At 51.8% G+C, this 23,092-nt stretch carries 20 protein-coding genes; 7 read left to right on the top strand and 13 right to left on the bottom strand.

The genetic code is table 11. From position 1 onward, the window contains the following. Window positions 1-18: 18 nt before the first annotated feature. The 4 genes from SBL51_RS02600 to SBL51_RS02585 form a co-directional block, all read right to left on the bottom strand. A complete protein-coding gene (locus tag SBL51_RS02600; protein WP_317928943.1) occupies window positions 19-651 on the bottom strand; it encodes a TetR/AcrR family transcriptional regulator in 633 nt (210 codons plus the stop codon). 100 nt (window positions 652-751) lie between these two features. Then, the gene (locus SBL51_RS02595) at window positions 752-1,096 is read right to left on the bottom strand and encodes a hypothetical protein (RefSeq protein ID WP_317928941.1); all 345 of its coding nucleotides are present in this window, start codon (window positions 1,094-1,096) and stop codon (window positions 752-754) included. After that, window positions 1,093-2,289, bottom strand: a complete 1,197-nt coding sequence (locus SBL51_RS02590; RefSeq protein ID WP_317928940.1) for an aromatic ring-hydroxylating dioxygenase subunit alpha — start codon at window positions 2,287-2,289, stop codon at window positions 1,093-1,095. The genes SBL51_RS02595 and SBL51_RS02590 overlap by 4 nt, the downstream gene beginning before the upstream one ends. A gap of 335 nt (window positions 2,290-2,624) precedes the next feature. Continuing rightward, window positions 2,625-3,257 (bottom strand): TetR/AcrR family transcriptional regulator, encoded by a 633-nt coding sequence (locus tag SBL51_RS02585; RefSeq protein WP_317928939.1) that lies wholly within the window; start codon window positions 3,255-3,257, stop codon window positions 2,625-2,627. 297 nt (window positions 3,258-3,554) lie between these two features. Between SBL51_RS02585 and SBL51_RS02580 the strand changes: the two genes are divergently transcribed. From SBL51_RS02580 to SBL51_RS02570, 3 genes are read left to right on the top strand one after another with little or no spacing between them, the layout of a single operon-like run. Then, window positions 3,555-4,775: a cytochrome P450 gene (locus SBL51_RS02580; RefSeq protein ID WP_317928938.1), complete on the top strand. Its 1,221-nt coding sequence runs from the start codon at window positions 3,555-3,557 to the stop codon at window positions 4,773-4,775. A gap of 56 nt (window positions 4,776-4,831) precedes the next feature. Beyond that, window positions 4,832-5,188, top strand: coding sequence for a nuclear transport factor 2 family protein (locus tag SBL51_RS02575; protein ID WP_317928937.1), 357 nt, complete (start codon window positions 4,832-4,834; stop codon window positions 5,186-5,188). 5 nt (window positions 5,189-5,193) lie between these two features. Next, a complete protein-coding gene (locus SBL51_RS02570; protein WP_317928935.1) occupies window positions 5,194-5,946 on the top strand; it encodes an SDR family NAD(P)-dependent oxidoreductase in 753 nt (250 codons plus the stop codon). A gap of 214 nt (window positions 5,947-6,160) precedes the next feature. Here SBL51_RS02570 and SBL51_RS02565 read toward each other — a convergent pair whose 3' ends face one another. The 8 genes from SBL51_RS02565 to SBL51_RS02530 all read right to left on the bottom strand — a co-directional run bounded on the left by SBL51_RS02565 (window position 6,161) and on the right by SBL51_RS02530 (window position 16,774). After that, window positions 6,161-7,591 (bottom strand): aldehyde dehydrogenase family protein, encoded by a 1,431-nt coding sequence (locus SBL51_RS02565; protein WP_317928934.1) that lies wholly within the window; start codon window positions 7,589-7,591, stop codon window positions 6,161-6,163. A 171-nt stretch (window positions 7,592-7,762) separates the two neighbouring features. Further along, window positions 7,763-9,499, bottom strand: a complete 1,737-nt coding sequence (locus SBL51_RS02560) for a thiamine pyrophosphate-binding protein (RefSeq protein ID WP_317928933.1) — start codon at window positions 9,497-9,499, stop codon at window positions 7,763-7,765. Between the two features lie 127 nt (window positions 9,500-9,626). After that, the gene (locus SBL51_RS02555) at window positions 9,627-11,033 is read right to left on the bottom strand and encodes an aromatic ring-hydroxylating oxygenase subunit alpha (RefSeq protein ID WP_317928932.1); all 1,407 of its coding nucleotides are present in this window, start codon (window positions 11,031-11,033) and stop codon (window positions 9,627-9,629) included. 122 nt (window positions 11,034-11,155) lie between these two features. Beyond that, window positions 11,156-13,018, bottom strand: coding sequence for an NAD(P)/FAD-dependent oxidoreductase (locus SBL51_RS02550; RefSeq protein WP_317928931.1), 1,863 nt, complete (start codon window positions 13,016-13,018; stop codon window positions 11,156-11,158). 285 nt (window positions 13,019-13,303) lie between these two features. Then, a complete protein-coding gene (locus SBL51_RS02545) occupies window positions 13,304-14,062 on the bottom strand; it encodes a glucose 1-dehydrogenase (protein ID WP_317928929.1) in 759 nt (252 codons plus the stop codon). Window positions 14,063-14,106: 44 nt separating this feature from the next. Continuing rightward, window positions 14,107-14,955 carry a TauD/TfdA family dioxygenase gene (locus SBL51_RS02540; RefSeq protein WP_317928927.1) on the bottom strand — a complete coding sequence of 283 codons (849 nt, stop codon included), beginning with the start codon at window positions 14,953-14,955 and terminating at the stop codon, window positions 14,107-14,109. A 274-nt stretch (window positions 14,956-15,229) separates the two neighbouring features. Beyond that, entirely contained in the window at window positions 15,230-15,979 is a 750-nt protein-coding gene (locus tag SBL51_RS02535; protein ID WP_317928925.1) for an IclR family transcriptional regulator, read from the bottom strand. Between the two features lie 42 nt (window positions 15,980-16,021). Next, window positions 16,022-16,774 carry an IclR family transcriptional regulator gene (locus SBL51_RS02530; protein WP_317928924.1) on the bottom strand — a complete coding sequence of 251 codons (753 nt, stop codon included), beginning with the start codon at window positions 16,772-16,774 and terminating at the stop codon, window positions 16,022-16,024. 159 nt (window positions 16,775-16,933) lie between these two features. On the opposite strand from SBL51_RS02530, the gene SBL51_RS02525 reads away from it, so the two are divergent. From SBL51_RS02525 to SBL51_RS02510, 4 genes are all read left to right on the top strand, one after another. Then, window positions 16,934-17,500 carry a hypothetical protein gene (locus SBL51_RS02525; RefSeq protein ID WP_317928922.1) on the top strand — a complete coding sequence of 189 codons (567 nt, stop codon included), beginning with the start codon at window positions 16,934-16,936 and terminating at the stop codon, window positions 17,498-17,500. After that, window positions 17,497-18,642, top strand: coding sequence for a hypothetical protein (locus tag SBL51_RS02520; protein WP_317928920.1), 1,146 nt, complete (start codon window positions 17,497-17,499; stop codon window positions 18,640-18,642). The genes SBL51_RS02525 and SBL51_RS02520 overlap by 4 nt, the downstream gene beginning before the upstream one ends. Before the next feature lie 114 nt (window positions 18,643-18,756). Then, entirely contained in the window at window positions 18,757-20,463 is a 1,707-nt protein-coding gene (locus SBL51_RS02515) for a thiamine pyrophosphate-binding protein (RefSeq protein WP_317928919.1), read from the top strand. A gap of 13 nt (window positions 20,464-20,476) precedes the next feature. Beyond that, window positions 20,477-21,265 (top strand): SDR family NAD(P)-dependent oxidoreductase, encoded by a 789-nt coding sequence (locus SBL51_RS02510; RefSeq protein WP_317928917.1) that lies wholly within the window; start codon window positions 20,477-20,479, stop codon window positions 21,263-21,265. Window positions 21,266-21,717: 452 nt separating this feature from the next. Here SBL51_RS02510 and SBL51_RS02505 read toward each other — a convergent pair whose 3' ends face one another. Next, complete coding sequence (locus tag SBL51_RS02505; RefSeq protein WP_317928916.1) at window positions 21,718-23,085, bottom strand: aromatic ring-hydroxylating dioxygenase subunit alpha; 1,368 nt, start codon at window positions 23,083-23,085, stop codon at window positions 21,718-21,720. Window positions 23,086-23,092 lie beyond the last annotated feature (7 nt).

The raw sequence follows: 23,092 nt of genomic DNA, 5'->3' as shown, positions 1-23,092 counted from the left end.
AACTCTCTAAGCTTGAGATTAATCCTCGCTAGCGGTTTTTTGACTACTGCCGAAGACCAGTGGCGAGGTCAGTACTCGCTCTTTGGAGAGGTTGCGTAAGTGCAATTTGCTAATCCGCGCAATTAAACTCTCTTTACTTTCATCTGGGTTAACGCTGCGGATAAACACCAACGGTGTGACGAAAGCGCTAATCAATAGCTCCAAACAGAAAATTTCTGCATCTATCTCTTCACCTTCCTTGGCAAAAAGATCGGCCGTGCTGGCCACCAGTTTGTGCCAAACCGGATAGCACTCTTCAATTTTTTTGCCCGAGATAAGATCTTCCAGCCAGAGTTTAATCAACTCAGGGTTTTCCAGAACATAACGCGTAATATAATCGACACGGTCCTGGCGCGGGATCTGAATATCGATACCTTTTGCCAGCTGCACAGACGACCACTGCTTAACTTCGCTGATAAGCTCATCGCGATTTTTAAAGTGATAGTAAATGGTGGTGCGGTTGACATCCATTGCCCGGGCTAGATCCGCCAGGCTGAGCGCTTCAGCCCCTTTCTCGGCGATAAGCTTAATCGCGGTTTCGACCATTTTCTGATGGGATTTTTGGTAGCCCTTATTGCGCTGCTTTGAATCGTCATCGTTTGCTGAAATCATCGTCTAGCTCGACTGCCGGTTAAAAAATGGGGCGATTGTATCAGTATTTGGGCGTAGATCGACAACGCCCAAATACCGAGGGAGGATGGCCCGCCGCAGATCAGCGATCAGCTGCAGAGTGGCTAATGGTGATGTATTTGGCGTAGCCTGCATGAAAATCTTCGTCATCGCGCTGAATTTCCACGGCCTGGGCAATATGGGCGAGCGTTAATACCAGATTCATTAACCGCGCTTCCTGCTCGCTGTACTCCTTGGAGGGCTTTTGGCCGAGCAGTGCCAAGGCCGGCTCTGCCAGCCCCTTACCGGCCTCGAAAAAGACTTCGCGCTCTTCATAGGAGCTATTCAGCCGGGCTTGCAGACGATCACAAGAGCGATCGATCGCCCACTGCTCCACAAATGGCGATAGCGATTCAAACCCTTCGGGCAGTAAATTGGCTGAACTCATTGCTTTTCTCCTGCATGTGAAGCCTTGTACGCCTGAACCCGTTTATCCACCTCTTTGAAGAGGTGACGACAGAGCACCTCCTGAGACTGGAAATGGATATGTTGCAGGGCCCCGCTGGCCAAACCCTTGTGCCCAGCCTCAATCACGGCGCGATCTTCAGAGTGGATATCCAGCGCAGTTGCCAGGGCAAACTCCTGGGCAAAACGCCGGGTGGCGCTATCGTCTTCACCAACCCAGTACAGGCGAATAACACTGCGGGAGCGGTTATGGGCAATGGGCATAATGCTCTGTGAAAAAGGCGTACTGGCATTGCCCAGAATAAACAGGCTAGGGAAGATGCCAAAGTAGTCTTTGATGGTCATATCCAGGCCATCTTTCATTGACATGATGGCACCCTTGGTAAAGCCAAACATCTGGAAGGGTTTTACCTTTGGTGCCGGGTTAGACCAGATGGTTTGAGTGCGATGTGGATCATGAAAGCCGTATTGTGTGGGGTAACCAAAGGGGTTCTCCTCACCGCCAGCCGCCTCCCCGGAGCGCGGGTGAATAAAGCGCAGGTGATAGTTCTCCTGGAAATTGTCGTAGGTGAGTTTCCAGTTGGCATCAACTTCGTAGGTGTACTCAGAAAACGAGGTCGCTCTGGCGACTGGTAACTGCTCCAAACGCTCTGCCAACGGGCCGATAAAATCGGCCAGGCTCTGCTCAGGGCTTTTATCGAGGTTTACAAAGATAAGCCCTGCGCAAACCCCTACGGCAATTTTAGGCAGGTTGCACTGGCTCTTATCGGTTACATAGAATCGTTCGAAATCCGGTGCTGACTTCAACTCGCCATCACTGGCAAATGTCCACATATGATAAGGGCAGCTGAACATCGATTTGCGCCCTTCCGTGGCCTGCTCCAATCGGGTTCCCCGGTGGGTACAGACATTATGAAAAGCCCGAATCTCGTCATCTTTGCCACGGGTAATGAGAATTGAAACCCCTGCAAAGTCCAGTTCCCGTACGATGAATGAGCCTGGCTGTGGCAGTTCACAGATGTGGCCAATCTGCATCCATGTTTTTTTGAAAACCGCCTCTACCTCCAACTGGAAGTAGTCTGGATCGTAGTAGGGTTTGGCCGGGATAGGATTGGTACCAACAAAGGCCAAAGCCTCCTTGGAAACCGGTTGAAATGGATCAGCGGGTCTATTCATTATGTTCTCCTCCGCTTGGGTCACTATTTGAACTTGCCGGGTAAAAATACCCCTAAAACCACACTTTTACAACACATGTGTTGCAAAAGTGTGGTTGGGACGTCTTAGATTGACCCCTGTTGCATAATCGGTATGCACATCAGGCCGCTTCTGGCCGGGTCCACACTGCCTTGCATTACCTGGATAGTATTGGGATATGGCTTGGAAAGTGTGAGTTATGGCGTAGCTAGTGGAAATGCAGGATGACTGGAAAAACACGCTCCAGGCTGGCTGGAACCAACGTCTATCCACTGAATGACCTAACTTGCCGGGGAAAATGGCGCAGCGGTCGCGCGTTAACGTCGGAAGGCTCTAAAAAAGTAATCCACGGCCTGTTGTGTGCGCGCTTTAATTTTTTGATTATTCATGGGCAGGGTTGTGCCAAAGATCACCCGGTTGTAGGCCGAGCCGGTGACCATATCCAGAAAGTGCTCGGCAGCCGCGTGGGGGTCTGCTATGACAAGATTGGCAGTTTCTGCCTGACGCTCGCAAAGCTCGGCTATTCCGGCAATAACACGCTCCAGGCTCTGTTCTAAAAAGTGGTGAGCAAGCTTCGGAAAACGCTGGGATTCAGCTACCAAATTGCGAAACAGGGCCAAGGTTTGTTCGGCGTTGGCCAGCTGCAGAATATGTTCACCAATCTTCTGCAGTTGTTGAGCGAGATTCAGATTGTCGAGTTCGCCGGGTTCGAAGTTTTGATAGATAGCCCCTAGCTGGCGCTGAATAACATCGATAAAAATCTCATCTTTGCTTTTGTAGTAGTTGTAGAGCGTGCGTTTGGAGACGCTGGCAGCCTCAACAATGCGATCCATGCTCGTTCCACCATAGCCCTCCTTAAAAAACAGCTCAGCTGCCGCCGTGACAATCTGCTCTTCTTTCTGCATACGGCGCTGATCGCGACCACTGATTCTTTCTGCTGGCTCGGACACAGGATAACGACTCTCACTCAATTTTGTTGGTGGTTGGGCAAGCGGATTGCCCTTGTTGATACAACCCTCTGCAGGGAAGTCCGAGCAGGCTTTAACGCCTGTTTTCGATGTTTTATCGCTCTTATCTCCAGTGCCTTCAACGCCTTAAACGCTATTTTTGCCCCGCTTGAGCTTGTCGCTAAGCCTAGCGAGTTTCGTTGACAATGTAAACGGTACGGTGTAGTTTACTTTGCACTGCAAAATAATGAGCTCCACCCCAAGGGAGCCACCCTTTTTCTATAAGCTGAGGGATAACCGATGACCAGTGTAATTGCCGACCAGATAGAGATCCCTGCAAACGTACCCAAAGAGCTAGTCATTAACCAAAGTTATGAAGCCTACGCAATGGCGGGGAATGACCCTTTTAAAGCCATTGCCCGCCTACACCAGGGACCAGGTATCTATTGGACGCCAAATATCGGCTTTGGTGAACCCGGTTGGTTCATTACCCGCAATGACTACGTGCGCGAAGCTTTTACCCATTGGCAGGACTTTTCCAGTGATTATCGTGCCTTGGAAGTATTGGGCATTCCCTGGAAATTGAATCCCATTGAGTTCGACCCGCCCGAACATACCGCCTATCGCAATATCCTTAATCCAATCTTCTCGCCCGCGTCTGTGGTTAAGATGGACGAGGCGGTAAAAGCTGCCTGTTTTGATCTTATTGCCAAATTTGAAGATCGTGGCTCCTGTGAATTCATCAGTGAATTTGGTGAGGTATTTCCCGCGCAGATCTTTCTGGACGTGATTGGCATGCCCAAAGAGCAGCTTGCTCAGTTCCTGGTGTGGGAGCGTTCCATGCTACGTGAATCGGATCCGCAAAAAAGAGTGGGTTCGATGATGGCCATTTTGCAATTTATTAAGGCTTTTGTAGCCGAGCAGAAGCAGAACCCCACATCCGATTTAATGTCGGCTATGGTTGGAGCCAAACTCAACGGTGAACGTCCCCTGACAGATGAAGAGATTCTTGGGATGTGCTACCTCTTTTACATAGGCGGTCTTGATACCGTTTACAGTATGTTGGGGTGGATCTTCCGACATTTGGCAAATGACTTACCGTTGCAAGATCGCCTGCGTGCTAACCCCGAGGATATACCCAAAGCAGTAGAGGAGTTCCTGCGCTGTTACGGTGTGGCCTCCCCTACCCGTCGCGCGCGCCAGGATTTTGAGTTCCATGGTATTCAATTTAAAGCTGGCGATGTTATTAAACTATGCACCCCTGCCGCATCGCGGGATCCACTTGCCTATGACGATCCAGACACCGTAAACATTGATCGTGGAGCGCGTTATCTGGCTTTTGCCACAGGTCCCCACATGTGCTTAGGCATGCATTTGGCGCGCCGAGAGATGCGGGTCGTAATTGAAGCTTTCCTGAGCAAATTTAAAAACATTCGAATGATTGCAGGTGAAGAGTATCAGTATCACACGGGTGGCATTTTTGGCGTCGATAAACTGATGCTCACCTGGGACAGAATTTAATCTCACATTTTAATAATAATAACGAGTGTAAAAATATGAGCAGCAATGAACAACTTATGCGACGGTTTCTTGGCTACTGGGCCACTCGCGAGTGGGGTGCCATGGCCGAGATGTTTAGTGAAGATTGCAAATATCTTAACGTACCGGAAAAAATGGCCTTGGAGGGTAAAGAAGGTGTACGCCAATGGTTGATTAAAGTGTTTGATCACCTTACTCGAATTGATGTCTCTGTAGTCAATATGGTTAGCCAGGGTGAATGGATTTTAAGTGAGCGTGTGGATGACCATATCGTTGGCAACAAACATATGAAATTACCAGTAATGAACGCAACCCGTGTGGTCGACGGAAAATTTGCGGAATTTCGGGACTATTACGATCGTCTGACGGTGAAAGAGCTGGGTATGGTGGAGTAACGATAATGACGAACCAAATACTTTCAGGAAAAACAGCCATTATTACGGGCGCTGCCAGCGGCATTGGTGCTGCCCATGCCCGTCTGTTCAGCCAACAAGGCGCTAACATTTTACTGTGTGATATTCAGCAGGAACTTGGCCGCGCGCTTGCTGACGAGTTAAAAGGCAACGGCGGCAAAGCGGAATTTTTCAACCTGGACGTTAGCAGTGGCGAACAGTGGCAGGCTGCGGTTGACACAGCTGTTTCGCTGTTTGGCGGGGTAACAACCTTGGTAAACAGTGCTGGCATTGTCTCCCCCGCCGGAGCCGAAAAAGAGACCATGGAAGGCTGGCAAAAAGTAGTTGCCACCAATCAAACCGGCATCTGGTTGGGTATGAAAACTGTACTACCGGAATTGGTTAAAAGCGGCAACAGTGCGATAGTCAATATCGCCTCCATGCTCGGCGTTATTGCCAGCCCTGGTGCTTTTGCCTATCAGGCCACTAAAGGCGCGATTCGCCAGATGACCAAAAGCGTCGCCTTGGAATATGGCTCGCGCGGTGTTCGCGCTAATACCGTCTGCCCGGGAGTAATAGAAACACCCATGTCTGCCGGTGGCTCCGAACAGATACGCCAAATGCAAATCAACGCCACCACATTAAAACGCTTCGGCCAGCCCATCGATGTCGCCAATTGCTCGCTATTTCTCTGTTCCGACATGGCCGCGTATGTAACGGCGATAGATATGTTGGTGGATGGCGGCACCAGCGCCGCCTAGTAATTACATGAATGCAACAGACACAAGCAATAGCGCTAACCCAGCACCTATTAATGCTAAACACGTAGCAACCATTTAATCACCAACCTATTCTGATGCCCATACCGTAAACTATCCAGTGCAAAGCTAGATTCCATTCCCGCTCAATAACAGTGAGCACTTCCAAAACAAAAAGGGAGGCGCGAGGCCTCCCTTTCGATTGCCGTTAGTTGGACTAACCTTCTGCAGGCACGTAACCGAGCATGCCCTTCACTTCAAAATATTCGTGGAAGCCAAAGGCCCCCCACTCTCGGCCATTACCGCTGCGTTTGTAACCGCCAAACGGACACATAAAGTCGAAACCATCGTTGATGGATACCCAGCCGGAACGGATGCGACGTGCTACCGCACGGCAGCCTTCTAAGTCTTTACCGGCTACGTTACCGGCCAAGCCAAAGGGAGAATCGTTGGCGATGGCAATGCCGTGGTCAATATCGTCATAGCCGATAATCACCTGCACCGGGCCAAAGATCTCTTCACGGGCGATCACCATGTCGTTGGTAACATTGGCAAAGACGGTAGGTTTCACATAAAAACCTTTCTCCAACCCTTCCGGACGGCCGGGTCCACCGGTAACCAGTTCGGCGCCCTCTTCCATACCTTGCTTAATGTAACCCTGGATGGATTCAAACTGAGATTTGGATACCACTGGGCCCATGTAGACGTCGGTGGTTGGGTCGCCAACCACAGTGGCCTCCGCCGCCTGTTTGGCCGCGGCGATGGCTTCCGCCATGCGCGACATAGGTACCAGCATACGGGAGGTGGCACTACAGGTTTGGCCTGAGTTGAGCATCATGCCACCGATGCCCTTGGCAACGTTAGCGGCCAGATCTTCGTCGTCCAGAATAAAGTTGACGCTCTTTCCACCCAGCTCCTGGGTAACCCGCTTAACGGTAGGGGCGGCGTTGATAGCCACCTGTACGCCGGCGGATTCGGAACCAGTGATGGAAACCATATCAACGTCGACATGTTGCGCCAGGGCGGTGCCAATAACGGAGCCACGGCCCTGAACCATATTAAACACGCCTGCTGGCACGCCGGCGGCATCGAAAATCTCGGCCAGAATTTGTGCGGAGAAATGTGCTTCCTGCGATGGCTTAAGTACCACTGTGCAGCCGGCTGCCAGTGCTGGGAAAACCTTCACGGTGACCTGGTTTATCGGCCAGTTCCAAGGGGTAATCATGCCGACTACACCGATAGGTTCGTGGCGAATCATGGTGTTGCCGCGCAGCTCTTCGGGTTCGAAACCTTTTAATACTTCGATGGCGGTGCCCAGGTGGCCCTGGCCGAGGCCAATATGAAAACCGTTGGCCAGGAATGAGGGCGCACCCATCTCTTCGGTAACTGCCGCGCCCAAATCTTCGGCGCGCTTGCCCATCTCTTCCTGAATGCGCTCTAAAACAGCCAAACGCTCCTCTTTGGTGGTTTGTGACCAGGTTGCAAACGCTTTGCGGGCCGCGGCTACGGCTTTATCGACATCGGCCTCGGAGCCCAACGCGATGGTGCCAGAGACCTCTTCAGTGGCTGGGTTAATGGTATTGGTAGTTTGCATCGTGACCGGGTCGACCCATTGGCCGTCGATATAGAATTTAAGGTACTCGCGCATGGTCCGTGATCCTTTGTTGTTATGTTACGGGCAGCGTGCCCGGATTTAAGTATTGGCTGGAAGCAAGGGCGCCGCAAACAGGTGCGGCGCTTTGGCACCAGCCACAGAGTTTAGCGCTCTCGTGTGACTGGCGTATTTTAAGCTGGCTGTTGCTGCCAAGTTAACCGTCTGCTAGTAAGCGTCTTCGGCTTCGGCACCGTAACCCGCTTTAAAGTCGGTGTACCAGGATTTAAATTCCTCATAGTTAGGTGCATCCATGGCGTTGGCGTAGGCATCGACGGGAACCTGAATCACGGCCGGTTTGCCAGCGGCAATAGCTTCTGCCACGGTTGAGGCGATATCCTCTTCGCGCTCAACAAAATAACCGGTGGCACCAAAGCCTTCGGCGATCTTGTCGAAGCGGACCCAATTGCCCCAATGGGCCTCGGTTTCGGGTGAATCGGGGCCGACCTGTTTTTTCCAGCAGCCGACTTCCAAGCCCCAAGAGTAATCACAGGCAACGACGGTGACGATTGGGCACTTTTTGCGTACCGCGGTTTCCAGCTCATTCAGTGAAAACATGAATGAAGAGTCGCCGGTGACGAATACCACTGGGCGCTCGTTATTGGCGGCCAGTGAAGCACCAATCGCGTAGGGTAAGCCTGTGCCCAGATGACCGGTGTTTTGGTTCCAAACCAGATCTTCAGGCTTGTATTGGGTATAGGTCCAACCGTAGATGGTGGTGGAGCCGCCGTCCGCCGCGTAGATGGCGTTTTCGGGAATTACCTTGGTAGCCTCTACGATTAATCGCGCAGGGTGCACAGGAGTACCGCCGGTGGGTACTTCAGCCAGCAGTTTGGCTTTCCACTCTTTTTGCTGAGTGATCCAGCCTTTGAACTCTTCGCTGGCGCTGCCCTGGTAATCGCCCAATGCCTCGATCAATTGCGGAATGATATCGCGCATGCAACCAACCAGCGGTGCGTCGATGGGGCGGTTAACGCCCATGGCGGAGGCGTCGCGATCCAGGTAGACCCACTTACGTTGTGCGTCGCCCTTCTCCCAGTGGCGGCCGATACCCATGTGCACGGGTTCACCAAGCTCGGTACCAATGGCGATACAGAGGTCCGATTCACTGGCCGCGGCTCGGCCAGCCGGTGAGAAGCCGTAGGCGAAGGTGCGATCTTCCTGGCCTTTGATGGTCATGGCGCAGCCGGAGGTTTGCAGAATCGGGCAGTCGAGCTTTTCAGCCAATTGCGCGACCAAGGCGTGCGAACGGGAGGTAAACATGCCCTGACCCACCAGAAGTACTGGGTTTTTCGCGGCTTTAATCAGCTCTACCGCTTTGTTGATCATGGGGCCGCTGGCGTGTTGCTCAACCATGCGGTACTTCTCGGGGGATTGAATCGGCGGCCAGTTGTAGGTTTCGTGAATAACCGAGAGCGGTAATTCAATGTAGGCGGGCCCGGGCTTGCCGGTGGTTACCTGCCGAATGGCTTCGCGTACGATCTCATCCACCTGATCAGGCTCTTCCACAATGGCCGCGTATTTAACCAGTGGCTTAAAGTGGTCCATTTGGTTCATATACTGAATGCGGCCTACGCGGGCGCGCTGGTTGGCAGTACGGGAGCGGTTACCGCCAAAAAAGATGGTGGGTGAGCCCTCTTTTTTGGCGACGATCATAGCGGTCGCCAGGTTGGAAACGCCTGGGCCTTGAGTGCCAAAACAGACACCCGGTTTGCCGGTCATACGCGACCAGGCATCGGCCATAAATGCCCCGTTTTGTTCGTGGTGCGGCGCCACCACTTTCCAGCCACGCTTTTCACAAACCATAGCCATATGAATAAAACCAGGATCGGGAATGCCGAACAGGGTGTCGATGCCTTCGGCCTCCAGTAGATCCACAATGCGTTCATGAACAGGTACTGACATAGTTTATCTCCAAAATTTATAGCCTGCCGGTAGGGCTTATTGGCTACCGGCGCTTCGCCTTAGCTCTTAATCGAGCATACAGTGTGGTGGCAGAAATCGTTTCAAGCGTAAATGTGCGCCGAGAAGCTTAATCTTTTTTAATCGGTTTTATGGCGCCGCGACCTTCCATCACAGTGGAGAGATGGCGGTGGAAGTTGGTAATTTTCTGTTCCTGATGTGGGTTGGGCAGGGTGCCGCGGAAACCACGGGACTTCATCCCCTTCTGCACAAACTCCATATTGGCGAAATCCTGAGCCAATACGGAGCCCCACTTCTCGGCGGTAGGCTCGGCCTTCACCCACTCCGGTTTTGGCTCCTGCCCTTCGGGGAATCGCTCTAGAGCGTAGGATTCGAAAATACACTGGCTGGGGTCGTCACCGTAGGGGCGTACGCGGTAACAGAGGGCAAAGGTTGGCCCCTGGAGTATGGTTTGGTTGGGGAACATGCTCCACGCCAGGCCCGCTTCAGACATCACCTCTGGTGGAATTTCCGGCCAATCCACACCACGGGCGGCATCGTCGGCTTTGGCTGATTTCATCAGGTGGGCCATCACCTCGCCGGGGGGCGTGCCTTCCGGCAGTTCATCCACTAAACGCTTCGCGGCGTTCACCAGGGTCTCGGTAGAGGCTGAGTAGTTTACGGTTTCGTAGTTTTCGCGAATTAATTCATAGGTGGATATACGCGGGTCCTGGTCTTTACGGCCGGTACGCACCACGGTACTGCTCTGGCTGTTTTTGGCGCTGCTATCACGCTCATCAAAGCCGCTCACGCCGTGCCAACCATAGGGTTTACTGTAAGCGTAGAACTCGCCGTATTTCAGCAGCTGAGTGTGGGTACCGGCTACATGGTAGGGTTCCATAAAGGCCTCAATGGCGGTCTTCCAGTTACAGGGGTAGATCTCCCACTGACGCCACTTGTAGCGCATTTTTTCAAACTGAAAATGGCTCAGGATGCGGCCGGCTTCACCCAGGAAGTCACTCAGTGGCTCAGCCTCTTTATTGAAATTAACGTAGATCCAACCACCCCAGGTATCGACATGCTCAACCGGGGTTAGACAGGTGAGGGATTTATCAAGAATACCCTGCCAATCTTGTGGATCGAGAATAAAGGTATTCTCGCCTTCTAAATTGAACTGCCAGCCGTGGAAACCACAAACAAAGGTCTTTTTGCGACCTTTCACGCAGTTTTGATCGTCGGGTGTGCTCACCAACTGACGGCCACGGTGCGGGCAGACGTTGTAGAAGGCTTTAATGGTATCGGGTGCAGAGCGAACGATAACAATCGACTCGTCGCAGATGTTGTAGGTGATGTAGTCCCCTACTTCGGGTATATCTTCCAGGCGCGCCGCCATTTGCCATACTTTGGGCCACAGCAGCTCTTTCTCTTTCTCCAGGTACTCCCGGGAGATAAAGGCTTCAACGGGGTAGGTTAACGGCTTGCCAAGGTCTTCGTCTGATAAGGGGCCGTAGTTGTCGTCTGTTGGTACGCTACTCATTGTCTGCTCCCGATTTTGTATCTTGGTCGCTGCGCCTTTACTGGATATGCAGCGCTTAGCGGAATTATTGGGTTGTTATTGTATGAGCCGGCACTACGCCGGCCCTTGTTGTGTGACAACGATTACTCTTTAACCATTCCTTCCAGGTCGCCTTTGTTGCGCCAATCACTAACGATCTGCTCAAAAGCTTCCCAGCCTGGGCCGTAAATCTCGCCGAGGAAATTACGATAGACCTCGTTACCGTTTTCATCGATGACCTTCTGGCCTTCGTTGTTGTAGTAACTGGGGGGACATTGATCAACAAAGGATTCAACATTAGCCGCGGTTTCCCGGATATGTTGCACCCATGCAGCCTGAGCTTCTTCAGCGGGTTCAACGGCTTGGTAGCCTTTGTCGATGGCCTCTTTGATGATATAGGCCGCGTGTAGCCCCTGCTGGCTGTACTGGTGAGTGGTGGACGCGTTGACACCACCCTGGTAGTAGCCGATGAAGAATTGGTTGGGGAACTTGGAGGTCATGGTACCGTGCAGGGTTTTGTAACCGTACTTCCAATGTTCGTAAATAGAGAGTCCATCACGACCAGTATAGGTATCAATACCCCAGCGGCGATCCAGGTCACTGGTTACCTCAAAGCCGCTGGCGAAGATCATGCAGTCGATCTTGTACTCTTTGCCGTTGGCTTTGAAGCCGTTTTCGGTCATGCACTCCAGGCCTTGGCTGTCAGAGACATCTACCAACTCAACGTTTGGCAGGTTGAAGGTATCGTAATAATCATCGTTGGAGAGCGGGCGCTTACAGAGGAAGCGGTACCAAACTTTCAGGGCTTCCGCGGTCTCTTTGTCTTCCACCAGGCTATCGACACGATCGCGCATGCGCTCCATCACCTGATAATCCATGGTCTCGCGGCGGGCGTAGTACTCCATGATGTCGACAGTTTCATCGGTGCCCTCTTTCCTGAGGTCGGCCGACATATTGCGGGTGATTTCGGTCCAGAAGTCACACACCTGATCTTCCTCACCGGGGTTGAAACGGCCGACCATGGCGCCGCGGTGGAAGTTATCAATTCGCTCTAGCTGCCAGCCTGCCTTCAAGCTGGCCGCCCAATCCTGGTCAGTGGGGTGGTTGTAGCGCTGGTCAACAACCGAAGGTGTACGCTGCAGGACGTAGACCTTCTTGGCGTATTTGCCGAGGTAGGGAATTGCCTGAATGGCAGTAGCGCCAGTACCCAAAATGGCAACTTCTTTATCCGCCAGTTTATCGAGTACAGGCTTACGATATTCGCCACCGGTGTAGTCGTACTCCCAGCGAGAAGTGTGGAACATCTTGCCTTTAAACTCGTGAATACCGGGAACTTTGGGGAATTTAGGAATATTCAACAATCCGTTGGCGACAATCACAAATCGGGCGCGAATGTTATCGCCACGGTTAGTGCCGATAAGCCAACGCTTGCTTGCTTCATCCCATTGCAGCGATTGCACTACGGTGTGGAAAAGTGCCTTTTCTCCGAGTTCGAATTTGTTTTCGATGATCTTGAAGTAGTCGTAGATTTCGTAGCCATCGGAGTACTTTTTGGTGGGCATAAAGCCGGTCTCTTCCAACAGCGGCAGATAACAGTAGGCGTCGTTGTCGCATTGGATGCCGGGATAGCGGTTCCAATACCACACACCACCCCAGTCACCGGCGTGGTCGATATTACGGTAATCGGTTACGCCGGCCTTTTTCAGGTGGTAGGCCGCCAAAATACCCGACCAACCCGCACCTAGGATGGCAACTTCCAGCTCTTCATCAAGTGGGGCACGCTCCTCTACCGGGGTGTGCGGGTCGTGGAGGTACTCTTCGTTGAACTCCTTGTCTTCTTTAAGCTTGGTGTACTGCTTTTGGCCTTCAGGACGGACACGTTTTGCGCGTTCATCACTGTATTTGGCTTTCAGGGCGGGGATATCAATCTCATGGGGTGCTGGCACATCAGTGGCATTACACTTCATATACAACCTCTTGTATTCGGCGTCTGTCGTCTTTTTGTTATGTAAATCGCTAATTACGACCAGTTAGACAGGTGATGTTAATAGAAGAACAACAGTGTTGTCTACTTATCGCGGGCGGTACTCTAGATCAAAACCACCGGCTCTCTAGAATTCTTATGCTGTAACGGTAAGTTACTCTTCTACGGCGGCGATTGAGCGTGGAGGAGGTTATATTAGCTTGTGGTTAATTACCTTGGGCCGGGCCAGCCTGGTACAGGCCGGCGACTCGTTGGAAGCGCGGGCTAGCTAGAGCATGTAACGCCCACCATTGACGCTTAGAGTAACTCCTGTGATAAATCCCGAATCCTCTGACGCCAAAAAGGCCACAGCGTTGGCAATATCCTCGGGCTGACCTACCCGCTTCACTGGTATGGTGGAATCAACATAACCTTGCAGACCGTTAGGGAAGCGGCTTTCAACCGACTTCAAGCCATCCGTATAGACGGTACTGGGTGGCACGTTGTTGACCGTAATGCCCAAAGGGGCGACCTCCTGGGCCAGCGCTTTAGTGAAGGCGATGACACCTCCCTTGGTGGCGGCATAGTGCACCATACGCCGTGCTCCCGACTGGGCACTGGAGGAGGAGATATTGACTACCCTGCCCCACTGGTTATCGATCATGTCGTTGATCACCGCCTGGGTGCAGAAGAATGTCCCTTTGAGATTGATATCAAATACACGATCCCAATCCTCTTCGCTGATCTCGACGAAATCCTTTTCCGGCGAAATTGCCGCGTTATTCACCAATATGCCAACCGGCCCCAATTCGTTATGCACCTTTTTAGCGGCGGCCAGAACATCGGCCTGGTTGGCGACGTTTACCTTACAGATCATGGCTCGGCGGCCGTAGCCACGAATCTCTTCGGCAACGGCCTCGGCGTTATCGGTATTCCAATCCCAAATGGCGACATCGGCCCCATCTCGGGCGAGAAAACGACAGACGGCGGATCCGATACCGGCGGCTCCGCCGGTAACCACCGCCACACGGTTATTGATTCTATTCATGGAAATCCCCTTCTAATACTCAAAAAATTTGGTTGTGACGGGAGTTATTCGGTGCTCTCTGTGCCCATAATTGTTGTGCGATGCATTAGGCGGCCGGAGTCAACGGTATAGTGGTGTGCGCGGTGTAACATGCCGGGGTTATTCCAGATAACCATATCGCCCTTGGACCAATGGTGGCGGTAGCAAAACTGTGGTTGAGTACACCAGTCGAGCAGCTCTTGCAGGAGCGCTCTGCCGGCTTCGAGTTCCATACCGACGATATGGTCAGCCGTGGAGCCAATAACCAGTGATTTGCGGCCATCGGCCTGCTCCCATACCAGCGGTTGCTCTGTAGGCGGGCCATCCTTCAGCCAGCGCGCCACATCTAAAATCGACGGCTTGGTAAAGGTTTTCAGGTTGGCATTGGCGGCACTGTGAATTACCCGTAAATTTTCAATCCGCTGCCTTTTTGCCTCTGATAAATGGTCGTAAGCCAGGAAAAGATCGCAAAATTCTGTGTCGCCCCCGGCACTTGGTGGATGCTCACACTTCAGGTTGGTCGCTTTAGGGGGGACCTTATAGGTGGTGCCATCCATGTGCCAGTGTTCGTTGGAAAGCACGTAATCGATAAAGCGCGCTTGATTGGGCTCTAAGGTTACTGGGTAGATACCCAGGTCGTCCTTGGCATTCTCATCTTTGGATTTAAATTTAGACCCCTGCATTTTGCCCAGTCGGTTACTGAAGGCCACCTGTTCTTCGTCAGTTACATTTATCTCTGGAAATACCAGCACATTATATTGGTTAAGTAATGCCAGGCACTGTTCTGGTATACCCTCCTGTAGCAGGTCTGCAGCAGTTAGTTTGACTCGAGCGCCAAAATCCGAACCTATGGGTTCCAGGGGAAGATTTGTCATGATGAACTCCCGCCACCGATGGAAGGTGGCTGATGTGCAAGCAGGCAAGTAGTTTAAATGGGCTCACTACACCGAATTAAACTACTTGCCGACTGAATTAAACTTTATAGTAGGTGTGCAACGTTACCGGTTATTGGTTAGTGCGTATTATTTTTATAAACCATTGAGTGCTTGCAAAGCAAACTGTTATGAAATTTTATAAACCTATAAATTCGTATACACATTTATATGTATGCATATGCGATCTTTAGTTCTTTGTGTCAGTTAAACAATGTTATCGTGAAATGACACTCACTAATTCGCTCAGCGCCTGCCCATAACGCCTAAGGTTATGTTCAATACGCGGAATCGGGCCGGCCAAACCAACGGCGAGGAGATGATTTTGTACGGTAACAGGTATGGCCAGACCCATAACATCCGCCTGATGTTCCCCTTTGGTTACATATAATCCGTTTTCCTTACACGCCAATATGTTCTCTTTTAGCTCAAATTTTTTGGTGATTGTGTGCTCGTTAAAGCGGTTAAGCTTCATTTGAGTAATCAGTTTATTTCTTTCGTTTTCCGGCAATTCGCCCAGTAAGGCCTTGCCAAGCGCACTGGCATGTATTGATTTTAAATCGCCGGAATTGGCGGTGTAGCGAATAGTGTGAGTGCCATCGAACACCTCCACATAAACAACTTTCAAGCCCTGTAAACGGCCGATAAATACGGTTTCGCCGGTTTGATCCCTAAGCGCACGTAGCTGCTCATGGATTTTCTCTTTAATGGGGTTGAACTGATAGATCTGCTCGGCCATCTCCCACAAACGGCGGGAGGGATAGTAGCTTTTGCCACCGTCAAGCAGCAGCAGGTAACCCATTTGGGCGAGTGTCTGTACCAGTTCGTGGCAGCTGCTCTTGGGGGCATCCATCTTTCGGCTCAACTCTCCGAGCGTAAGAGGTCTTTTCGCTTCTGCAAAAACCGAGAAAAGCATCATGGTCCGAATTGCTGATTTTACAGTTTTTATAGAAGGGTTTGCGTTCATATGCTGGTTGTCCTGATCTGGTGTTTCGTACGAGTGGCGATATTAGCGTTTACTCTTACGATTATGTTGTTTTAAAAATTCACCCACCCGTTTGGTTAGCAGTGATCCTAACGATTCGAGTTTATCTTCTATACGCGATACCGGCCCGCCCAGAGCGATGGCATTGCGACGGTTCATAAATGGGAAGGCAACCGCTACGCCGGCAACGCCCGGTGCGTAGTTGCCCAAGTTGGAATACCACCCCTTTATGGAATTACTGGCAATATCCTCTTCAACCGATTCGGGTGATAAAAACGTCTCCTTTTCGTAGGGCTGATAGCGTATACGCTTTAACAGACCCCCCCGCTCCTGTTCTGGCATTTGTGAAAGAATAGCCCGGCCTGCGGCAGTGATATGGATTGGTAAGCGTTGGCCAATGTTTGCGATGAAGCGTATCTCAGCAGCAGACTCCACTACGTCCAGGAAGACAATATTACTGCCCTCACCGGCCGCCAAAAAGGCGGTTTCGCCTGTTTCGTCCGCTAAATCCTCCAACAGTTGATGCACTGTATCTGGAAGTGGCTGAGCTTCGGACAGATCACGTGCTAATTCCATCCACTTGTAGGTTGGGAAATAACCGCCACGGGCAACCGGTTGGTATAGGTAACCCAGTTCAACCAGCGTGGAAACAATATTAAAAACACTGGAGCGAGGCCAGCCGAGCTCACTGACAATCTCTCGTACTGAGAGCGGCCGTTGGCTCTGTATAAACAGCTCCATTAGTGAGAAGAGATTTGTTATCTGTTTTACGAGCATTGATTCATATCTCCAACAGAGTTAGCATGTCCAATATATTGATATATAAAGTCCACTATATTGGACTAAAAAAATAAATACAACGCTTCATTCAATAATTTTTCCCACCCGCTTGCGGCCGGCTATCCGCCCCCGCCACCAAATCTTAGGAGGATTCCCATGACCATAGGTCTAGTTCTCGATCCAACCGCGGTAAGAGCCGATGACATCACAACCCCTGGCCCTGACGCTGGCCCACTTGCCGGCAAAACAGTGGGTTTTCGTCTGGATGAAATCTGGCGGGCTTGGGATTGGGTTGCCGAAATTTGGGCCGCTGAATTTGAAAAGGCTGGCGCCCAGGTGAAATTCTGGCGCTCCCATCAGGGCCGAACCGGCGTAGAGGGAGAGCGGGTAGCCAAGGCGCTGGAGGCGTTTTTAAGCTCTATTGATGTCGCCGTGGTTGGCCTGGGCAACTGTGGCTCCTGTACCGGCTGGACTATTCGCGATGCACTGGCAGCGGCCGATAAAGGGCTACCCACCACCGCTATCTGCACCGAAGTATTTGAAGAGTTGGGCCACCAACTGGCAGCCAGGGGTGGCCGCTCTGGCCTGCGTATACACATTCTGCCTTACCCGCTCAATGAAAAAAGCCGTACAGAGGTTGAGCCCGTTGCTTACAACCACTTGGCCGGTGTAGTGACAACTATGGGAGCAACGCTTAATACAAAAGAGGAAGCTGTAGGATGAGCAGAAATATCGCACTGGGCAGTGGCCTGGCCACAGAAGAAAAAGTGGTTAATTTGAGAGATTGCGGCGAAGCCGGCTGTGATATCGATTGGCTCTCCAGTCAGACGCACGAAGCCGAAATTGATGATGTTATGGCTTTTACCGAGTATGCCATGAGTAAAGGTTGGGGCGATGGCCTGCCATTGGTCCCCCCCACAGAGACGCGTGTGCGCACCATGTTGGCGGCTAACAACCGCTACGCAGATGAGGTGATCTGCCAGTTACCGCCAATCGATGCCGATTGCACCGTTGAGAAAATCGCAATTAATGCGGTGATGGCCGGTGCTCCCGCGGAAGGCTTGCCTCTAATTATTGCTGCATTGGAGGCCATGGCTGCGCCCAACTTTGAACTGTTTGGTCTTAATGCCACCACCGCGCCGGTAATTCCACTAACTCTGGTAAACGGCGATATTCGCAACCGTTTGAATATCCCCTATAAACACGGCTGTTTAGGTGGGACAGCTTCCACCAGTGTCGCTATCGGACGAGCGATTCGGCTGATTATAAAAAATATAGCCGGCCAGGAGGTTGGGGTTACCTGCCAAACCACCTTTGGCAGCCCGGGCCGTATTCCTGGAATTCTGTTTGGTGAATGGGAAGAGCGGTCACCCTGGGCGCCGTTTGCCGAGCGTCGCGGAATTAAAGGTGATGCGGTCTCGGTATACGGCACCATGGGCACACAAAATATTATTGATACCACCTCACAAAAGGGGCAGGACTTTGTAGAGATGATTGGAAAATCGCTCGCCTACCCCGGAGCTAATGGATTTTCGCCAGCCATGCCCTATGCCGAAATGATGGTGGCGATTAATCCGGTGTGGGCGGAAATTCTTCATCGCGACATTCCCAACCTGGAGGATATTCAGGAGCTGATCTGGCGCCACGCCAGTATCGATGCCGACTATTTAACAACCAATCATCGCCAACAATTAGAGGCGCAAGATCGCGTTATCAACGGCCGGGTCTATGTCGCTGTTGAACCGAAAGATGTTCTGGTTGTTTGTTGTGGTGGTACTGGCGGCTTGCATGCCACCGGCTTCCACAGTTTTGGCTCCTGCATTACGCAAACCCGGAAAATTATGCCTGGACCGGATTCCATTTAATCCTTCGTTATTAATTTTTCGAGTGATGCGCGGGTTTGTTAGAAACAAGCCCGCCTAACTCTTGATTATTAACCACGATACGGTCTCCCACTTAAGAAGAAAAAACGACCTGCTATGGCAATAAAAATTTATGAACGCCTGCTCGAGTTGATGGAAGCTGAAGGCGTAAAAACGCTGTTTGGTATTCCCGACCCCAGCTTTTTCCATATGTTTGTCACCGCTGAGCGGCGCGGCTGGCAGGTAGTGGCTCCCCACCACGAAGAGGCCGGGGCCTTTATGGCGGAGGCTATGTGGCGTATGACCGGCATCCCCGGTGTGGTGGTTGGTAACCAGGGGCCCGGTGTGGCCAATCTTGTCCCCGCCGCTATCAATGCAGCAAAAGAGAATGCCCCGGTAATATTTATTGGTGGTCAACGGGCACAAATCGCCGCTCGTCGGGTTAAACGCGGGCGTATTCAATACACTCCACAGTACCGCTATTTTGAAGAGGCGGTTAAATATGTGGCGGTAATTGAGTACCCTGAGCAGACCGATGAAATTATCCAGGAGGCTTTTCGTCAGGCGCTCTCTGGTAAACCAGGGCCGGTCTATATTGAAGTGCCGATGAATACTATGCAGGCGGATATTAACCCACAGCCGGTTGCCCTACCTGCCAGCTACCGATTATTACATCAACCAGCGGCACAAACCGCTATTGATCAGGCGGCGGATCTTATTCGCCAGGCAGAGCGGCCCATTCTGTTGATCGGCCAAGGCGCCTTTACTGCCAGGGCTCATGTTGCCTTAGCCGATCTAGCCAATACTTTGCAGTGCCCGGTGATACACACCTACCCCATCAGCTCCTACCTGCCAGGTTCAGAAGAGCGGACCTTCCCCTGCGGGTTCTCGCCTGCCGGTGCTCGGGCAGTCTCTGAGTCAGACCTGGTTGTCGCCATCGGCACTGAGATTGGCGAGCCGGTACACCACGGTACGGGTGGCCATTGGGCGGAGCGAGATGAAAATCGAAAGTGGATCTATATCGAACGCGACCCGGACGCCTTCGGTGTCAACCGCCACATAGACGTCGCCCTGTTGGGCGACCTAAGAGATGTGGTGCCGCAGCTGAATGCGGCATTGGCCAATGATAAGCGTGAGTTACCCGAATATGTAAAGGCGCTTATCAATGAACACGCGGACAACAGAGAGTCCTACCTTGCCAAAGCACCTAGCGCAGTTACCCCAATACACCCCGGCCGCCTGATGATAGAGGCCACCAAGGCCCTTACCCCTGAAACTGTGTTTGTCCGCGATGGCGGAGCCACCAGCATTTACACCTGGACCTACGCCCAGAACAGACCCTGGGATAGCGTTTGGAATCAGAATTTTGGCCATTTAGGCACGGGGTTACCCTATGCCATCGGCGCGCAGATGGCGGTAGGGAAAGATCGTCGCGTGGTGTTGGTTTCCGGTGATTCCGCTTTTCTCTTCCATACCTCCGAATTGGAAACTGCTGTGCGCAAAAAACTGCCAGTGGTGTGCATTGTTGCTTGTGACTATGCCTGGGGGGTTGAGGTACGCGGCTATCGTGGCATGCTGGGGCCCGACACACCGGAAACAGAAGCACACTGGGGTAGCCAACTGCGGCTGGATAAAATAGCCGAAGGCTATGGCGCCCATGGCGAATATGTTGAGCGGGAAGAGGAGATTGGCCCGGCCGTTGAGCGCGCACTGGCCAGTGGCAAACCTGCCGTGGTGCAAATCCCCATCGATGGCACCGCCAATGCCCGTGATGTTCCTGGCCATGAAGAGTACTCCACTTGGTATAACGACTTTTTCTATTGAGGATTGGCGGCGCATGAAATTAGAAAACAGAGTGGCGGTGATAACCGGTGGCGGACGTGGTATTGGTCGCAGTATCAGTTTGGCACTGGCTGAAGCGGGTGCTGATATTGTTATCGCTGCCCGCACACTGGCGCCAGCAAAAAAAGTAGCGCAAGAGGTTGAAGCGCTGGGGCGACGTTGCCTGGCTTTGCAAGTGGATGTCTCTAATTATTTCAGCGTGCAACAGGCTGTTGAAACCATAGTCTCCAGCTTTGGTAGAATCGACATTCTGGTCAATAACGCCGGCGGCAGTGCTCGCGGAAAAATGAGCCTTTTTTGCGATTCAGAGCCCGATACCTGGAACGAAGTCATTGGCACCAATTTAATAGGTGTTTTTCATACCTGCCGAGCTGTGATTAATGGCATGCTCGAACAGGGGGCCGGCTCGATAATCAATATTGGCTCAGTAGCGGGGATGATTGGTCTTCCAAGCCAAGCTGACTATTCTGCGGCTAAAGGTGCGGTGATTGCTTTTTCCAAGGCGCTGGCAAAAGAGTCGGTAAAGCAGGGGGTAAGGGTCAACTGTGTTTCACCCGGGCCGATAAAAAGTGAAGCTGGGCGAAGCATACCGCCGGAAATGCGCAAAAATCTGGCGGTACAGGCATTGATTGATTCGACGGGCTACAGCGAATTTGGTGACCCAGACGACATCGCGAAACTGGTTACCTTCCTTGCCTCTGAGGATGCCAAATTTATCACTGGCCAGAATTACCCCGTATGCGGGCTAATGAACCTGGGCTTGAATGTCAGTATTAGCGGTTAATCGCCTGGGCAGGTAATTAAACCGGTATAGGGTTGAGCATCCTGGCGAAATAAAGCATCCAGAAGCATAGTGTAGTCGAATTTATATATCCGCTTTCAAAATCTCTGACACTGTGATCAACGGTGTTATTGGCGTAGTGCAACAGGCAGTGGATAACGCGCTTTTTCCTTCTACCAAACACCAATTGCCACAGCTTAAGAGCCCCCAGGCGCCAGCGTTGGAAAAGCGAAACTGCTATCAATGGGCTCAAACAGTTTGGACAGAAACCAGGTTGGCAACTTAGGAAAGCTAAAAAGGGTGTTATTGCTGTGCTATATCGAGACGCGCGTGGCGATATAGTGAGAGAGTATTTTTTCGCAAGGAATGCCGTAAAGCACGTTTAAATTAAAAAGGAAGGGAGCCCCAAATTAGTTCGAGGCAGCCCTTCAACGCCGAATAAAACGATACAACAACTAGTTAAGTGGTTTGGGCTCCCCTACCCCCATATATTTCGCCAAATTACGGTGTAGGTTAGTAACCTTGCGCTCTTGGTGAGGGTTGGGCAAATTGCCGCGGAAACCCCGCGACTTTAACCCCAGCTGAACCTGTTCCATATTGGAAAAGTCCTGAGCGATCACCATTCGCCAATTCTCTTCAGTGGGGTCGGCAAACACCCATTCGGTGTTAGGCTGTTCACCTTCCGGGTAGCGCTCAATGGCTATGGCTTCATAAATACACTTATCGGGGTCGGTGCCAAAAGGGCGTGTGCGATAACAGAGTGCAAAGGTTGGCCCTTGCAAAATCCCCATATTGGGGAATACATGCCACGCCAGTCCCGCTTTTGCCATCTCATCGTCACTTATTTCCGGCCACTCAATACCCATAGCCGCATAATCAGCCTTACAAGAGTTTAGCCAGTGTTCGTGCACCTCGTTCGCCGGTGTCCCTTCGGGCAGCTCATCCACCAAACGCAAGGCAGCATCGACCAGTACCTGGGTGGTGCTTGCGCCGACAGTTTCCCAAAACTCTTTCTGCATTTCACCCATCATCTTACGGGCGTCGTGTCCTTTACCGGTTCGATGAACTGTGGTCGTGGCCGCGCTGTCGTCGGTGCTGTGGTCGGGGGTATCGTACCCATCATTACCGTGCAGACCTTGTGCCTTACTCCAGGCGTAAAAATCACCGTATTTGGTTAATTGCGGATGGGTAGCGGCAACATGGTAAGGCTCCATAAAGGCTTCCAAGGCTACTTTCCAGTTGCAGTCAAAGACAACATATTGGCGAAAGCGATAACGCATCTGCTCGAATTTAAATGGATCGAGCATAGAGGCCGCAGGTTCCAGATACTCGCGCAGAGGAACACAGTCTGGGTCCATATTGATCCACAACCAGCCACCCCAGGTATCCACTTTTACCTCGGTCAAACAGGTGCGTGCATGAGTGAGTTTATCCTGCCAATCCTTTTTATCCAGAATGTAGGTGTTTTCACCATCACCATTAAATGCCCAGCCGTGATAGCTGCAGGTAAATACCTGGGTATTACCGGAGACACCATTACTTCCTTTGGGCGTTGATACCAAACGACGGCCGCGATGCGGACAGACATTATGATAAGCCTTTATGGTATCCGGCCCGGTGCGGGTGATAATGATTGAGTCGTGGCAGATTTCATAGGTGATATAGTCACCCACATTGGGGATCTCCTCTACCCTGCCCGCATGTTGCCACACCTTCGCCCACAGTTTGTCGGCTTCGGCTTCGGCATACTCTTTTGAAACGTAGGCGTCCGTTGGGAACGTCAGCGGTTCTGATAACTCTTCAATATTGACCCGATTATTCATATTATCC

The organism is Halioxenophilus sp. WMMB6 (assembly GCF_033283405.1).
GTDB lineage: Bacteria > Pseudomonadota > Gammaproteobacteria > Pseudomonadales > Cellvibrionaceae > Halioxenophilus.
This window is presented reverse-complemented; position numbering and strand designations above follow the sequence as displayed.